The sequence below is a fragment of the Streptomyces sp. LaBMicrA B280 genome (assembly GCF_049222185.1).
GTDB lineage: Bacteria > Actinomycetota > Actinomycetes > Streptomycetales > Streptomycetaceae > Streptomyces > Streptomyces murinus.
This window is the reverse complement of record NZ_JBMJCT010000011.1, coordinates 24,829-40,974: the sequence shown is the minus strand read 5'-3', so window position 1 is coordinate 40,974 and position 16,146 is coordinate 24,829. Positions and strand designations below refer to the sequence as shown.

Annotated in this window: 8 protein-coding genes and 1 pseudogene; 8 read left to right on the top strand and 1 reads right to left on the bottom strand. The window is 75.7% G+C overall.

Translation table 11 applies throughout. From position 1 onward, the window contains the following. The first annotated feature begins 4 nt into the window (after positions 1 to 4). Genes ACLF5H_RS10415 through ACLF5H_RS10390 form a run of 6 tightly spaced genes read left to right on the top strand, consistent with a single transcriptional unit; the run spans position 5 to position 11,229 of the window. Positions 5 to 1,219 carry an acyltransferase domain-containing protein gene (locus ACLF5H_RS10415; protein ID WP_421675774.1) on the top strand — a complete coding sequence of 405 codons (1,215 nt, stop codon included), beginning with the start codon at positions 5 to 7 and terminating at the stop codon, positions 1,217 to 1,219. Next, a complete protein-coding gene (locus ACLF5H_RS10410) occupies positions 1,168 to 1,899 on the top strand; it encodes a hypothetical protein (protein WP_421675773.1) in 732 nt (243 codons plus the stop codon). Before ACLF5H_RS10415 ends, ACLF5H_RS10410 begins: the two co-directional genes overlap by 52 nt. After that, the gene (locus ACLF5H_RS10405) at positions 1,893 to 2,285 is read left to right on the top strand and encodes an acyl carrier protein (RefSeq protein WP_421675772.1); all 393 of its coding nucleotides are present in this window, start codon (positions 1,893 to 1,895) and stop codon (positions 2,283 to 2,285) included. Before ACLF5H_RS10410 ends, ACLF5H_RS10405 begins: the two co-directional genes overlap by 7 nt. Next, positions 2,282 to 7,216: an amino acid adenylation domain-containing protein gene (locus ACLF5H_RS10400; RefSeq protein WP_421675771.1), complete on the top strand. Its 4,935-nt coding sequence runs from the start codon at positions 2,282 to 2,284 to the stop codon at positions 7,214 to 7,216. Before ACLF5H_RS10405 ends, ACLF5H_RS10400 begins: the two co-directional genes overlap by 4 nt. Then, a complete protein-coding gene (locus ACLF5H_RS10395; protein ID WP_421675770.1) occupies positions 7,104 to 8,522 on the top strand; it encodes a non-ribosomal peptide synthetase in 1,419 nt (472 codons plus the stop codon). The genes ACLF5H_RS10400 and ACLF5H_RS10395 overlap by 113 nt, the downstream gene beginning before the upstream one ends. Then, positions 8,515 to 11,229, top strand: a complete 2,715-nt coding sequence (locus ACLF5H_RS10390) for a type I polyketide synthase (protein WP_421675769.1) — start codon at positions 8,515 to 8,517, stop codon at positions 11,227 to 11,229. Before ACLF5H_RS10395 ends, ACLF5H_RS10390 begins: the two co-directional genes overlap by 8 nt. Here the strand turns inward: ACLF5H_RS10390 and ACLF5H_RS10385 are convergent. Then, a pseudogene (locus ACLF5H_RS10385) lies at positions 11,198 to 11,356 on the bottom strand (YIP1 family protein); the annotation flags it as partial. The gene ACLF5H_RS10390 and the pseudogene ACLF5H_RS10385 sit on opposite strands and share 32 nt — an antisense overlap. Between ACLF5H_RS10385 and ACLF5H_RS10380 the strand changes: the two are divergent. Both ACLF5H_RS10380 and ACLF5H_RS10375 read left to right on the top strand, forming a co-directional pair. Beyond that, positions 11,330 to 11,704 (top strand): acyl carrier protein, encoded by a 375-nt coding sequence (locus tag ACLF5H_RS10380; RefSeq protein WP_421676174.1) that lies wholly within the window; start codon positions 11,330 to 11,332, stop codon positions 11,702 to 11,704. The pseudogene ACLF5H_RS10385 and the gene ACLF5H_RS10380 sit on opposite strands and share 27 nt — an antisense overlap. Continuing rightward, positions 11,701 to 16,122, top strand: a complete 4,422-nt coding sequence (locus ACLF5H_RS10375; RefSeq protein ID WP_421675768.1) for a non-ribosomal peptide synthetase — start codon at positions 11,701 to 11,703, stop codon at positions 16,120 to 16,122. The genes ACLF5H_RS10380 and ACLF5H_RS10375 overlap by 4 nt, the downstream gene beginning before the upstream one ends. Positions 16,123 to 16,146 lie beyond the last annotated feature (24 nt).

Here is a 16,146-nt window from a genome sequence, read left to right as displayed (position 1 = left end):
ACCGGTGACTACGACGACTCCGGCCGGCCACGTGAGGGTGGCGGCCGACGCACCGCACGGCCCCGCCGGGGGCCGCACCGCCCTGGTCTTCTCGGGCCAGGGCAACCAGTGGCTGGGCATGGGGCGCGACCTCATGGCCCGGGAACCGTCCGTGCGGGCGGTCCTCCAGGAGGCGGACGAGGTACTGCGGGCGGGCACGGACTGGTCCCTGCTCGACGAACTCGCCGCGGCCGAAGGGGAGTCGCGGCTGGCGGACCCCGCCGTCCTCCAGCCCGCACTGGTGGCGCTGCAGATCGCCCTGGCCCGCCTGCTCGCGGAACGCGGCCTGCGCGCGGACCACTTCGTCGGCCACAGCCTCGGTGAGATCGCCGCCGCCGCGGCCGCCGGCGCGCTGGACCTGCCCGGCGCGCTGCGCCTGGCCCGGCTGCGCGGCGAACTGATGCGCAAGGCCGTGGGCACCGGCCGTACCGCCCTGCTCGGCGTCGCCGCCGAGCAGGCCGAGGCGCTCATCGCGGCGTACGGAGGCGCCGCCGACATCGCCGCCTGGAACGCCCCGGGGGCCACCCTCGTCGCCGGGGACGCCGGTACCGTCGAGGCGATCGTGGCGGAGCTGACCGGCCGCGAGGTGTTCGCCCGTGTGCTGCGCGGCGACATCGCCTTCCACAGCCGCTGCCTGGAGCCGCTGCGCGCCGAGTTCACCGAGGCCGCCCGCGAGCTGGCCCGCCCGCGGGACTGCGGGGAGCGGCTGGTCTCCACGGTCACCGGGGCGCTGCTCGACGGCTCCCGCGCGGACGCCGCCCACTGGGGCGCCAACCTGCGCGCGCCGGTGCGGTTCGCGCAGGCCGTCGACACCCTGCTGGAGCTGGGCTGCCGCACCTTCGTCGAGGTCGGCCCGCACCCCACGCTCGGACCGTCCCTCACCGACTGCTGTGCCGCGCGCGGGATCACGCCGCTGGTGCTGCCGACACTGCGACGCGGCTCCGCCGAGCAGGAGAGCGTGCTGCGCACCCTGTGGGAGCTGCGGCGCGCCGGCGCGGTGCCGCCCACCGGCGGGCACCGGGTGCGGTTCCTCGCGGCCGTCACCGACGCGGCCCCGCGGCCGGACGCTCTTCCGATCTGGCCCCGCGGCCGGCGCTGCGCGGGCGGGCCGCCCAGTTCGCCGGGCAGGTGGCCGCCGCCGCGCTGTCCGCCCTGGACCCGGCCGGTCCGGTCACCGTGACCTGGGACAGCGCCGACGACCTGGTGCCGGAGGACACCTCGGTGCTCGCCACCCCGGCCGCACCGGGCGCGGACACCGTCGCCGTCCACGCCCGCACCCCGCACACCGGCTGGCTCCGCCTCGCCACGGCCTGCCGTGCCTTCGGCCACCACGACGCCGGCCGCCCCGGCGCCGGCCCGGGCTGCGCATCCCCGCTGCCGGACCTCGCCGAGCTGACCGCCCGCTGTGCCGTGCACCGGTACGTCGCGGACACCGCCGTCGAATCCGCCGCCGAGGACGGTGACGACGTCCTCGTCCGCCTGCGGCCGGGCAGCGGTACCGGACCGCGCGCCCGTCTGGAGCTCGCGCTGCGTGTCACCGCCGCGGTCCTCGACGCCCACGCCCCGACGGCCCTGCACGGCATCACCGGCCACGACGGCGGCCCCGCCGCGTACGTGCACGTCCGGCGCGACGGGGCGGGAGCGGCCCGGACCGCCGTGCTGGACGCCGACGGGCGGGCCGTGCTGCACATCGGACGTTCGCTCTGGCGGAGCCGGACGGCCGCGGGCCCCGAGGCCGCGGTCCCGGACCGGACGGCGAGGCCGCGGTCCCGGACCGGACGGGCGAGGCGGCCGGGGCCGGCGCCCTCGACCTGGCGGCGCTGCGGGCCGCCGCCACCGACAGCAGGCTCGCCGTGCTGACCGAGTGGGTGCGCGAGACGTCCGCCGCGCTGCTGCGCACCGGTGTGGACCGGGTGCCGGCGCTCAAGCCGCTCAACCGGCTCGGCGTGGACTCCGTCATCGGCCTGGAGCTGCGGCGCCGGGTCGCGGCCGTCTTCGGCGCCGAGATCAGCGTCGTACGACTGCTGCGCGGGGCCACGCCGGCCGACCTGGCCGCGGACCTGTCCGACTGGCTGACGGCCGAGCCGGACGCCGGGCCCGCCACCGCCGTGCCCACGCGGGCCGCCCTCGACCTTGACGATCCCGCGGACATCGAGCGGCTTCTCGACGACCTCGACGCGCTTTCCCCGGAGGAGGTGGACTCGCTGCTGGGCAGGCTGACCGACGACGCGGCGAGTGAGATATGACGACACACCAGGAACCGCCCACCACAGGGGTCACCGATCCGGCGGAGGCCCGCCGCGCCCTCCTCAAGGAGGCCCTGCTGCGCCGCGCCCGGGCGAACGCCGCCCAGGCACCCGCCATCCGGGCCACCGGCATCCCGACCGGCACCCGCCAGGCGGACCGCGCCCCCCTTCCCCCCACCGCGCCCGTCTCCGAAGGCCAGCGCGCCCTCTGGCTGTTCGACCAGATGCACCCCGGCAGCCCGGCCTACAACCTGTGCTTCGCCGCCGAGGTCACCGGCCCGCTGGACGCCGGTGCCCTGCGCACCGCGCTTCAGGGCATCCTCGACCACCACCCGGTGCTGCGCACCGCCGTACTCCAGGAGGGCGGCGAGCTGGTGCAGCGGGTGCGCACCGGTATCGCCCTCGACTTCGCCGAGCGGGACCTCGGCGAGGGCTCCGACGACGGCCTCGACACCGCCGTGACCGCCTTCGTGGAGCGGCCCTACGACCTCGCCGCCGGTGCCTTCCTGCGCTGCGAGGTGCTGCGCGCCGGGACCGGCCGGCAGGTGCTGCTGATCGGCACGCATCACATCGCGGCCGACCTGTGGGCGTTCTCGCTGCTGCTGCGCGACCTCCAGCGGGCGTACCCGGCGGTCCGCGCCGGGCGCCCGGTCCGGCTGCCCGCGCCCGCCGCCGACTACCGGGACTACGTGAGCTGGCAGCGGGAACTGGTCGCCGGGCCGCGCGGCCGGGCGAGCGCCGCGCACTGGGCGAAGGCCCTGGACACCGGGCCCGCGGGCGAGATCCCCCGGCTGGAGCTGCCGGCCGACCGTGCCCGCCCGGCCCGGCCCGGACACCGCAGCGCCGTGCACGTCTTCACCCTGGACAAGGACGTCACCGCCGCGCTGCGCGCGCTCGCCCGGGAGACCGGCGGCACCCTGTACACGGCCGTCCTCACCGTCTTCAACCTGCTGATGCACCGCTACACCGGCCAGGAGGACATCTGGCTCGGCTCGGTCGCCACCGGCCGCGGCCGGCCCGCCTTCGAAGAGGTCGTCGGCTACTTCGCCAACCTGATGGTGCTGCGCACCCGGATCGAGCGGCGGCAGAGCTTCCGTGACCTGCTGGAGCAGGTGCGGGAGACCGCGCTGGACGCGATGGAGCACCAGGACCACCCCTACCCGCTGGTCGCCGAGCGGGTCGCCCAGGGCAGCGCCGGCACGGGCCTGTTCGACGTGGCCTTCTACTACGAGTCCACCTCGGTCGAGGCCGAGCAGGGACTGTCCCTGTTCGCCACCGGCGCGGCCGGCGCCCGGCTGGCCGTCGGCGACCTGGAGATGCGCCCGTACCCGGTGCCGGTGCAGGGCAGCGAGCAGGACCTCGCCGTCTTCGCCGAGGAGGTCGACGGACGGGTCAGCTGCTCCCTGCGCTACGCCGTCGACCTGTTCGAGCCGCGCACCGCCGAGGCGCTCGGCCGGCACTTCCGTGCCCTGGCCGCCGCCTGCGCCGCCCGCCCCGACGCGCCGCACGACACGCTGGAGATGCTCGCCCCCGAGGAGCGCCGGCAGGTGCTCACCGAGTGGAGCAGGCCCGGCGACGCGGTCCCCCCGGCCCATCGGGGTGTGCACGAACTGGTCCTGGAGCAGGCCGCCCGCACCCCCGGCGCGATCGCCGTGGCCTGCGGCGACGAAGAGCTGACGTACCGTCAACTGGCGGACCAGGCAAGGGATCTGGCGCTGGTGCTGCGGGCGCGCGGGGTCGGTCCCGAGGTCAAGGTGGGGCTCACCGGCGACGGCACCCCCCGGCTGTTCGTCGGACTGCTCGCCGTCCTCATGGCCGGCGGCGCCTACATCCCGCTGGACCCGACCTACCCGGCCAAGCGCCTGGAGTACATGATCGAGGACTCCGCCGTGGCGCTGCTGCTCGCCCAGCGCGCCGTGGTGGACCGGCTGCCCGCCGTGGACGTACCGGTGCTGCACCTGGACGACGTCCCCGAACCGCCGGCCGACGCGCCCGCGCTGCCCGCACCGGACGGCGGCCGGCTCGCCTACGTCATCTACACCTCCGGCTCCACCGGCCGGCCCAAGGGAGTGATGGTGGAGCACGCCGGCCTGGTCGACTTCGACCTGGCGCACCGCGAGGCCATGCCGCCGCGGCCCGGCCGGCGCGTGCTGCAGAACGCCTCCGTCAGCTTCGACGTGAGCACCTGGGAATGGATGATGGCGCTGACCACCGGCGCCACCCTGGTCGTCGCGCCCCGCGAACGGCTCCGCCCCGGACCGCCGTTGGCGGACACCGTGTGCCGCGAGCGGATCACCACACTGAGCGCCACCCCGTCGGTGCTGGCCGCCATGGTCCCCGCCGACCTGCCCACGGTCACCGAACTGACCTCGGTCGGCGAGGCCATCTCCGCCGACCTGGTGCGCGCCTGGTCACCGGGACGGCGGATCGTCAACGCCTACGGCCCCACCGAGATCACCGTCTTCTGCACCACCGAGGTCTGCGTGCCCGACGGCGGCGTACCGCCCGTCGGGCGTGCCCTGCCGGGCACCGAGCTGTACGTCCTGGACGCCGGGCTGCGCCCGGTGCCGCCCGGTGTCGTCGGCGAGCTGTACCTGGGCGGCACCGGGGTCACCCGCGGCTACCAGAACCGGCCCGACCTGACAGCCGACCGGTATGTGCCGCACCCGTTCTCGCCGGTGCCGGGCGCCCGCGTCTACCGCACCGGCGACCGGGTCCGCTTCGATCGCACCGGCCGGCTGCACTACCTGGGCCGCGCCGACCACCAGGTGAAGATCCGCGGGGTCCGGGTCGAACCGGCGGAGGTGCAGGACGCTCTGGACAGCCACCCCGGGGTGCGCGAGTCCGTGGTGCTGGCCCGGCCCGGCCGGGACGGGGGGCTGACCCTGGTCGGCTACGCCCTGCGGGAGCCCTCGGGCCCCGAGGCGGCCACCGTGGCGGCCCTGCGCGCCCATCTCGCCGAGCGGCTCACCTCCGCGATGATCCCCACCCATCTGTTCCTTCTGGACGCCTTCCCGCTCAACCCGAACGGCAAGGTGGACCGGGCCCTGCTGCCCGCGCCCGAGGAACTCGCCGAGGACCCCGACGCGCCGGTGCGCGCGCCGGGTACGCCCACCGAGAAGGCCGTCGCCGAGGTGTGGGCCGAACTCCTCGGCACCGACCGGATCGGCGCGGACGCCCACTTCTTCGAGCTGGGCGGGCACTCCCTGCTCGCCGTGCGGACCGCCGCCCGGCTGCGGGAGCGCACCGGTGTGGAACTCCCGCTGCGGGACCTGTTCGACGCGCCCGTCCTGTCGGCGCTCGCCGCTCGCGTCGACGCCCTCGCCGCCGGGTCCGGCACCGCCGGGCCGGGCCCGGGGAGCCAGGAGCCGCTGCCGGTGCTGCCGCGCGGCCCCGAGGGGCTGCCGCTGTCCTCCGCGCAGACCCGGCTGTGGTTCGTCGAGCAGCTGTCGCCCGGCGGGCTCGCCTACCGCATCGCCGGCGAACTGCACCTGGAGGGCCCGGCGGACACCGACGCCCTGCGCGCCGCGCTGCATGACGTGATCCGGCGCCACGAGGTGCTCCGCACGGTCTACACGACCCTCGACGGCACCCCACGCCAGGTCGTCACCGAAGCCGACCCGGCGGACGTACTGCCCCTGGTGGACCTGTCCGGACACGCGCCGCACGCCCGCGAGAGCGCCCGCGCCGAGCACACCGAGCGCTTCGGCGCCCGTCCGTTCGATCTCACCCGCACCCCGCTGCACACCCAGTTGCTCAAGCTGGCCGACGACCATCACGTCGTACAGCTGTCCGTGCACCACATCGCGGCCGACGGCTGGTCGATGCGGCTCGTGGTGCGCGAACTCACCGCCTGCTACACCGCGCGGGTGCGGGGCGAGGCCGTACCGCTGGGCGAACCGCCCGTGCAGTACGCGGACTTCGCCGCCTGGCAGCGCTTCCGGCAGGACGGCCCCGAGGGCGCGGCCGAGCTGGAGCACTGGGTCAAGGCGCTCGCCGGGGCACCGGACGAGCTGTCGCTGCCCACCGACCGGCCCCGCCGTGACCAGGCCGTGCGACCGGCCGCCCGGACCCGCCGCACCCTCGGCGCCCCCCTGGCCGGACGGCTCGGCGCCCTGGCCGGCGCGGAGGGCGCCTCCCTGTCCATGGCCCTGCTGACGGGGTACAAGGCGCTGCTCGCCCGCTGGTCCGGGCAGGACGACATCGTGGTCGGCATGCCCGTGGCCGGCCGGGTGCGCCGGGACCTGGAGGACGGTGTCGGCCTGTACGTCAACACCGTGCCGGTGCGTACCGACCTGTCCGGCGCGCCCTCCTTCCGGGAGCTGCTGCACCGGGTACGGCGCGGTGCCCTGGACGCCGACGCGCACCAGGCGGTGCCGTTCGAGCGGATCGTGGAGCGGCTGTCCGTCGCCCGTGACACTCGCCGCACGCCGGTCTTCCAGGTGCTGTTCAACATGCTCAACCTGGACGACTCGCTGCCGCCGGTGCCGGGCCTGCGGACCCGGCTGGTGGAGAGCGAGGACCTCGCCGCCCGCTTCGACCTGACCCTGTACGTCAAGCCCGCCGCCGACGGCTCGCTCGGCCTGGACCTGGTCTACGACGCCGCGCTGTTCGACGCCCCGACGATCGCCGCCTTCCTCGACCAGTTCGAGGCGCTGCTGAGCGCCGCCGCCACCGACCCGGAGCGGACCCCGGCCGGTACGGACGCGCCCCGCGGCGCCGCGCTGCCCGACCCGGCCGCGCCGCTCCGGCGCGGGCCCCGCGCCGCGCCCCGCGCCGGCCGCGGACGTCCCGGCCCACCCGGCGGACACCGCGTACGTGGCCTTCACCTCCGGAACCACCGGAACGCCCAAGGGGGTCGTCGGCCCGCACGGTCCGCTGGCCCACTTCGCCGACTGGTACACCGCCACCTTCGACGTCACGGCGGGTGACCGGTTCGCGCTGTCCTCCGGCCTCAGCCACGACCCGTTGCTGCGCGACCTGTTCGTGCCGCTGGTACTCGGCGCCCGGCTGCACATCCCCGGCGCCGGTGATCTGGCGACGCCCGAGGCGTACGGGGCGTGGCTGCGCCGGGAGCGGATCACGGTGCTGCACCTGACCCCGCCGACCGTGCGCTTCCTGAGCGGGCTCGGCGACGGCTGCCTGCCCGATCTGCGGTACGCGTTCCTCGGCGGTGACGTCCTCGGCGGCCGTGAGACGGCCGTGCTGCGCAGGCTCGCCCCCGATGTCCGGCTCGTCGGTTTCTACGGCGCCACCGAGACCCCGCAGGCCCCCGCCTGGCACCCGGTCGGCGAGACGGCCCCGGACGAGTCCGTGCCGCTGGGCCGCGGCGTCGACGGTACCCAGCTCCTCGTGCTGCGCGGCACCACGCCGGCCGCCGCCGGGGAACTGGGCGAGATCGTGGTTCGCTCGCCGTACCTCGCGGACGGTTATCTGGACGGCGACCCTGAGGGCCGGTTCGCCGCGGATCCGGCCGGTCGGCCGGGTGTACGGCTGTACCGCACCGGTGACCTGGGCCGCCACCGGACCGACGGCACCGTGGTGTTCGCGGGCCGCGCCGACCGGCAGGTCAAGGTGCGCGGCCACCGCGTCGACCCGGCCGGTGTCGAGCACGTCCTGCGGGCACACCCCGCCGTCACCGACGCCGTGGTCACCGCGGTCCGGGACGCGACCGGCGAGACCCTGCTGGCCGCGTGGGCGGTCACCGGCCGTCCGGTCACCGGGGAGGAGCTGCGGGCCCATCTCGCCGACCGGCTGCCCGCCGCCGCGGTACCGGCCCGTGTCGACCCGGTCGACGCGATCCCGCTGACCGCCAACGGCAAGGCCGACGTGGCCGCGCTGCACGCCCGGGCCCGCACCGCGGCCACCCCCGCACCGGCGCGCCGCCCGGCGACCGGCACCGAGCGGCGGATGCGCGACCTGTGGCGGGAACTGCTCGGCGCCGAGGACATCGGCCCCGACGACACCTTCTTCGGCCGCGGCGGCCACTCGCTGCAACTCGTGGCGCTGCAACTGCGGCTGCGCGCCGAACTCGGCGTGGACGTACCGGTGGTGGACCTGATGCGGCACACCACGCTCGCCGCGCTCGCCCGCCACCTGGACGGCCTCACCGGCGCCCCGGACACCGCCGCGAGGGCCGTGCCACGGGCGGACGCCCCGCGCCGGGAGGCGGACGAGCGGGCCCGCCGGGCCGCCGACCGGCGCCGCCGCATGAGAAAGGGACGGACTGATGGCTGAACCGGGGGGACCGAGAAAGACCATGGAGGAGTACGAGGAGCACTCGGAGCACGCGGAGTCCGGTGGGTCCGAGGACATCGAGCGGATCGCGGTCGTGGGCCTGGCCTGCCGGGTCCCGGGCGCGGACGACGTGGCCGGGTTCTGGGGCAACCTGACACACGGGGTCGAGTCCATCGAGCGCACCGCCGTACGGCAGGACGCGCCGGAGGGCTATGTCCCGGCCGTCGCCCCGCTGCGCGGTGCGGAGGACTTCGACGCCCGGTTCTTCGGCATGACACCGCGCGAGGCGGAGCTCGCCGACCCGCAGCACCGGCTGTTCCTGGAACAGTGCTGGGCGGCCCTGGAGGACGCCGGCTGCGACCCGGAGCGGGCCGAGGGCCGGATCGGGGTGTGGGGCGGTACCTCCTTCAACTCCTACCTGGTGCTCAACGTGCTGCCCGGACTCGACCGGGACAAGCTGCTCGGCGAGTACCCGGCGGCCCTGCTGCACGGCAATGACAAGGACTACCTGACCAGCCGCGTCGCCCACCGGCTCGGTCTGACCGGACCGGCCGTCACCGTGCAGACCGCCTGCTCCACCTCGCTGGTGGCGGTCGCCGAGGCGGCCCGCGCCCTGCTGGACTACCAGTGCGACCTCGCGCTGGCCGGCGGTGCCTCCCTGAAACTGCCGCAGGACTGGGGATACGTCCACGAGACCGGCGGCATCCAGTCCCCGGACGGATACTGCCGGGCCTTCGACGCCGACGCCGCGGGCACCGTCTTCGGCAGCGGGGTCGGCGTGGTCGCGCTCAAGCGGCTCTCCGACGCCCTCGCCGACGGCGACCGGGTGCACGCGGTGATCCTGGGCGCGGCCGTGAACAACGACGGTGCCCGCAAGACCGGTTACACCGCGCCCAGCGTCGACGGCCAGGTCCAGGTGCTGCACGACGCCTACTCGACGGCCGGGGTCAGCCCCGCCACCATCGGCTACATCGAGGCGCACGGCACCGGCACCGCCATCGGTGACCCGGTCGAACTGGCGGCGCTGGACGAGGTGTTCGCCCCGCACGGGATGGCGCCCGAGTCGGTCCCGGTCGGCTCCGTGAAGACCAACATCGGTCACCTGAACGCCGCTTCGGGCGTCATCGGCCTGATCAAGACCGTGCTCGCGGTGCGCGAGGGCCTGCTCCCGGCGAGCCTGCACTACCGGCGGCGCAACCCCCGCACGAACGAGAAGTCGCCGTTCGCCGTGGTCGACCGGCTCACCCCCTGGCCGGCCGGCGAGGGCCCGCGCCGGGCCGGGGTCAGCTCCTTCGGCGTGGGCGGCACCAACGCCCATGTGGTGCTGGAGGAGCCGCCGCGGCCGCCGTGCGCGCGGGCCGCCGAGTGCGGCGGCGAGCAGCTCCTCGTGGTCTCCGCGCACAGCGAGGAGGCGCTGAGCCGGGCCGTCTCCGGGCTCGCCGACGCCCTCGCGCCGGCCGCCGGGCAGGCGGCGGCGGGGGACGGCCGGAACCTGCGGGACGTCGCCCATACCCTCGCCCACCGGCGCCGCCGCTTCCCGCACCGCGCCGCCGTGGTCGCAAAGGGCCCCGCCGAGGCCGCCGACGCCCTGCGCCGGGCCGCCGCGGAGCACGCGCGCGGCACGGCCCCGGTCGCCTTCCTCTTCCCCGGCCAGGGCACCCAGTACCAGGGCATGGCCGCCGGACTGCTGCGCACCGAGCCGGAGTTCGCCCGCCACCTCGACGAGGTCGGCGCGCTGCTGGCCGCCGAGGGCATCGAGCTGCGCGCCCTGCTGGACCCGCCCGCCGCCGAGGGCACCGCCGACCCGCTGGTGGACACCCGGCTGGCGCAGCCCGCGCTGTTCGCCGTCGAGTACGCGCTGGCCCGCTGGTGGCAGGCGCGCGGCGCGCACCCGGTCGCCCTGCTGGGGCACAGCCTGGGGGAGTGGACGGCCGCCTGTCTGGCCGGGGTGTTCACCCTGCCCGACGCGGTGCGGCTGGTCGCGGCCCGCGGGCGGCTGATGGCGGAGCTGCCGCGCGGCGCCATGCTCGCGGTGGAGCTGAGCGAGACCGAGGCCACCGAACTGACCGGGCCGCATCTCGGCATCGCCGCGCTCAACGCGCCCCGGCGCTGTGTCCTGTCCGGCACCGAGGAGGCGGTGCGCGCGGTGGAGGCACGACTGGCCGGACGCGGGGTGCAGACCCGCCGACTGGACACCTCGCACGCCTTCCACTCGGCGATGCTCGACCCGATGACCGGGCCGTTCGCCGAACTGGTCGCCCGGGTGCCGCTGCGCACCCCGGACATCCCGTTCATATCCGACGTCACCGGCACCTGGATCACCGACACCGAGGCCACCAGCCCCGCGTACTGGGCCCGCCAGGCCCGTGCCGCCGTGCGGTTCGGCGACGGGGTGAGCGAGCTGCTGGCCGCCACCCCGGACGCCGTACTCCTGGAGCTGGGCCCCGGCCGGGCGCTGGGCCGGTTCGCCGCCCAGGTCGCCGGGCCCGCCGTACGGCCCGTGACCGTGCTGCGCGGCGCCCGGCAGCAAGGCTCCGACCGGCGGTATCTGCTGGGTGCCCTGGGCCAGGCGTGGACGCGCGGCGTCCCGGTCGAACTGCCCGACGCGCCGGGCGACACCGGCACACCGGACGCCCGGCCCCGGGTGGCGGACCTGCCCGGTCACCCGATGCTGCGCCGCCGAGCTGGCGGGCCAGGGTGTGGGTGACCACGCCGAGGATGAACAGGCCGAGCACCATCACGACCGCGGTGATCAGCACGATCGGCACCGCGTTGGACAGCGTGGCGCCGATGGCCTCGCTCTTCCGATCTGGCCGCCCCACGACCGCCCGGAGCCGGCCACCGGACCGCGCCCGGCCGGTGCGACGGCGAGCGGTACCGCCCCGGCCGGACCCGCCCCGGAGCACCCCGTCCCGGACGGCGGCACCCCCGGCGACCCCGCCACGCGCGTCGCCGCCCTCTGGCAGGAACTGCTCGGCATCGAAGGCATCGGCCCCGACGACGACCTGTTCATGCTCGGCGGCGACTCCCTGAACGCCTCCCAGCTGATCTCCCGGGCGAGCCGGCACTTCGGTGCCGAGCTGCCGCTGGAGGAGTTCCTGGACGAACCGACCGTACGGCGGATGGCGGAACTGGCCGTCCGCGCCCAGACCCACGACACTGCCGAGGCGGTGCAACAGTGACCACCGAGATCACCGAGACGACGGCCCCGCCGGCCACCGGCGGGCCCGGCACCTTCGAACCGCTGTCCTTCGCCCAGCAGCGCATGTGGTTCATGGAAGAACTGGTGCCGGGCACCGCGCTGCAGAACATCCCGCTGGCCGTACGGCTCACCGGACGACTCGACCTGGACGCCGTGCGCGGCGCGTTCCGGGCCGTGGTGCGCCGCCACGACACCCTGCGCACCGCCTTCGGGGTCCGCGAGGGCAGCCCCGGGCAGACCGTGCGCCCCGCCGAGGCGGCCGAGGTCGACGTGCCGCTCACGGACTTCACCACCGGAGTTGCGGGGACCCTCGCCGAATGGCTGCGCGAGCAGGCCACCCGCCCCTTCGCGCTCGACCGGCCCCCGCTGCTGCGCGCCGCCGTGGCCCGGCTCGGCGACGAGGACCACGTACTGTCCGTGACGGTCCACCACATCGTGTGCGACGGCTGGTCCCTGGACATCCTGGTGCGCGAGTTCAGCGCCGCCTACACCCGGCTTGTCACCGGCGCCGACGAGCCCGAGCCGGGCCCGCCCGCCGTGCGCTACGCCGAGTTCGCCCGCGTCCAGCGCGCCCGCCTCGACGCCGGCGAGCCGGCCGGTGACCTCGACTACTGGCGCGACCGGCTCTCCGGGGCGCTGCCCACCCTGGAACTGCCCACCGACCACCCCCGCCCCGAGGAGCCCGGCTACCGTGGCGCCCGGGTGCGGCGCGCCCTGCCCGACGCGCTCGTGGAACGGGTCGGCGCCCTCGCCAAGTCACGCGGTGTCACGCCCTACATGGTGCTGCTCGCCGCCTACGCCGCCCTGCTGCGGCGCTGCACCGGCGACGAGGAGATCCTGGTCGGCACCCCGATCGCCGGCCGCACCGACCTGGACACCGAGGAACTCATCGGGCTCTTCGTCAACACCCTGCCGCTGCGCCTGGACCTGACGGGCGACCCCGACTTCACCACCCTGGTGCGCCGGGTCCGGGCCACCGCGCTGGGCGCCTACGCCCACCAGGCGACGCCGTTCGAGAGGATCGTCGAGGACCTGCGGCCGGACCGGGGCAGCCACCTCACCCCGTTGTTCGGCACCATGTTCGTGCTGCAGAACGCCACCACCAGCACCCTGGAACTGCCCGGTCTGAGCGTGCGGACCGTCGAGACGCACAACGGCACCTCCCGCTTCGACCTCCAGCTGATCGTCGGCCGGCGGGCCGAGGGCTGGGCGGCCACCCTGGAGTACGACAGCGACCTGTTCGAACGCGGCACCGCCGAGCGGATGGTCGACCGCTACGTCACCCTTCTCGAAGGCGCCGTCGAGGCGCCGCAGACCCCGCTGTCCCGGCTGCCGCTGCTGAGCGGCACCGAGCGCCGCCAGGTCCTCGAACTGGGGCGGCACACCGCGGAGTTCCCGGTTACCGAGTGTCTGCACGAGACGTTCGCCCGGCACGCCCGGCGGCGGCCCGACGCCATCGCCCTCAGCTGCCGCGGCGAGCACCTCAGCTACGCCGAGCTGGACGCCCGCGCCGAGGCGCTCGCGGTCCGGCTGCGCGCCGCCGGTGTCGGCCGCGAGACCCGGGTGGGCCTGTTCCTGGAACGCTCGCCGGACACCGCCGTCGCGATCCTGGGCGTGTTCAAGGCGGGCGGCCAGTACGTCCCGATGGACCCGCTGTACCCGGCCGCGCGGCTCGCCCGCATCCTCGCCGACGCCACCCCGCACGTGCTGATCACCCACGCCTCGCTGCGTGCGGAACTGCCCGGGTACGACGGCCATCTGCTGGTGCTGGACCGGCCGGAGCTGCCGTTCCCCGACCCGGCAGGACCGGTGCCCGAGCGCGACCCCGCACCGCTCGCCCCGGACAACGCGGCCTACGTCATCTACACCTCCGGCTCCACCGGCACCCCCAAGGGCGTCCAGGTCAGCCACGCCACCGTGGCCCGGATGTTCGCCGCGATGACCGCCACCCCCGCCTACGACTTCGACGAGCACGACGTGTGGCCGATGCTGCACTCCTACGCCTTCGACGTCTCCGTGGTGGAGATGTGGGGCGCGTGGCTGCACGGCGGCCGACTGATCGTCGTACCCGTGGAGACCGCCCGCGACCCCGAGGCGTACTACGCCCTGGTGCGCGAGGAGGGCGTCACCGTCCTCAACCAGACGCCGTCCGCGTTCGTGCACTTCGCCGCCGTCGACGCCCGGCACGAACCGGACGAACTGCCGCTGCGCGCCATCATCTTCGGTGGCGAGGCGCTGGAGTCCGGCACCCTGGCCAGCTGGTTCGAGCGGCACGGCGACCGCTCGCCGCGCCTGGTGAACATGTACGGCATCACCGAGACCATCCACGTCACCATCCGCGAGATGACCCTCCAGGACGTCCGTCTCAACCGGCGCAGCCCGATCGGCCGGCCGATGCCCGACACCGAGCTGTACGCCCTGGACGAGCGGCTCCAGCCGGTCCCGATCGGCGTCACCGGCGAGCTGTACGTGGGCGGTCCCGGACTCGCCCGCTGCTACTTCGGCGACCCGTACAAGACCGCCGACCGGTTCGTGCCGCACCCCTTCGACAGCCGGCCCGGCGCGCGCCTGTACAAGAGCGGCGACCTGGCCCGGCTCACCGCGCGCGGCGAGTTCGAGTACGTCGGCCGGGCCGACCACCAGGTGAAGATCCGCGGCTACCGCATCGAGACCGGTGAGATCGAGGCCGCCCTGCTCGACCACGAGGACGTGCACGCGGCGGTCGTCCGGCCGGGGCCCGGCGGCGACGGCGAACCGCGCCTGTACGGCTACGTCACCCTGGAGCCCGACGCCCGCGCCGGTGCGGATCCCGAGGAGACGGCCGCGCTGCTGCGCGCACACGTCGCCGACCGGCTGCCCGCCTACATGGTGCCCGCCGCCGTGGTGGTGCTGGACGCGCTGCCGCTGACCGTCAACGGCAAGGTGGACCGCAAGCGGCTCCCGGTGCCCGAGCCGGTCCGTACGGCGGCCGGGACCGCGTTCACCGCCCCGCGCACCTCCACCGAGGAGCGGGTCGCCGCCGTCTGGCGGGAACTGCTCGGCCTGGACGCGGTCGGCGCCGACGACAACTTCTTCGACCTGGGCGGCCACTCGCTGCTGGCGACCCGGCTGGTGTTCCGGCTGCGCGAGGAGTTCGCCACCGAACTGCCGCTGCGGGTGCTGTTCGCCGAGCCGACCGTCGCCGGGATCGCCGCGGTCCTGGACCAGGCCGGTGCCGGCGCCCCGGCCGCCGCACCCGTCGCAGCCATGCGCGCCGACATCCACCTCGGCGTCGGCATCGCGGGCTATCCCGCCCCGGAGCGGCCGGGAGGCGTCCGGGACGTCCTGCTCACCGGCGCCACCGGATTCCTCGGCGCCTTCCTCCTGGACGAGCTGCTGCGCGCCACCGGAGCCACCGTGCACTGCCTGGTGCGGGCCGAGGACGAGGTGAGCGCGCGACGGCGGCTGGAGAAGACGCTGTCCGGCTACGGCCTGTGGGACCCCGCTCGCGCCGACCGGGTCCGCGTGGTGACCGGCGATCTGGCCGCGCCCCGGCTCGGCCTGGACGACGACACCTACCGGGCGCTGGCCGGCCGGATCGACGCGATCTACCACTGCGGCGCCGCCGTGAATCTGGTGCTGCCGTACGAGGAGCTGCGCGCCGCCACCGTCGACGGCACCCGCGAGGTGCTGCGCCTGGCCACCGCCTCCGGTCGGGCCGCCGTCCACCATGTGTCCACGGTCGGCGTGTTCGCCGGGCCCCCGGCCGACGGGGCCCCGGTCACCGAGACCGCCGTGGCCGGGCCGCCCGAACTGCTGCGCCAGGGCTACACACAGAGCAAGTGGGTCGCCGAGCAGCTCATCGCCGTCGCCCGGGAGCGCGGCGTGCCGGTCACCGTGCACCGGCCCGGCCGGATCGCCGGGCACACGGCCACGGGCGCCTGCCAGAGCGACGATCTGCTGTGGCGGGTGGTCAAGGGCTGCGTCCAGGCGGGGGCCGCCCCGGCCGGGCTGACCGCGGAGGCCGACCTGGTGCCCGTCGACTACGTGGCCCGCGCGATCGTCGCCGTCGCCCAGCGGCCCGAGGCGCTCGGCGGCATCCACCACCAGGTCAACACCCGCCCCGTGTCGCTGGTCGAACTCCTCGGCCGGGTAAGGGACTTCGGCTACCGACTGGACGAACTCCCGCTCGTGGACTGGGTCGCGCGGATCCAGGCCGACCCGGACAACGCGGCGTACCCGCTGCTCAGCCTCTTCGACCCGGCCGGCGGCGGCTTCACCGCCGTCCGGTTCGCCGACGACGCCACCCGGGCCCTGCTGCCCGGCACCGGCATCGGCTGCCCGCCGCTCGACGCGGACCTGATCCGCACCTACCTGCGCTGGTTCGCCTCCTCCGGCTATCTGCCGGCACCCCGCTGACCGGCCGCCGGGACCGGCGGAGCC

Excerpts from the sequence above, each read along its gene's own strand:
- ACLF5H_RS10400 (WP_421675771.1), top strand. The coding sequence starts at position 2,282 with ATGACGACACACCAGGAACCGCCCACCACAGGGGTCACCGATCCGGCG.
- ACLF5H_RS10390 (WP_421675769.1), top strand. The coding sequence starts at position 8,515 with ATGGCTGAACCGGGGGGACCGAGAAAGACCATGGAGGAGTACGAGGAG.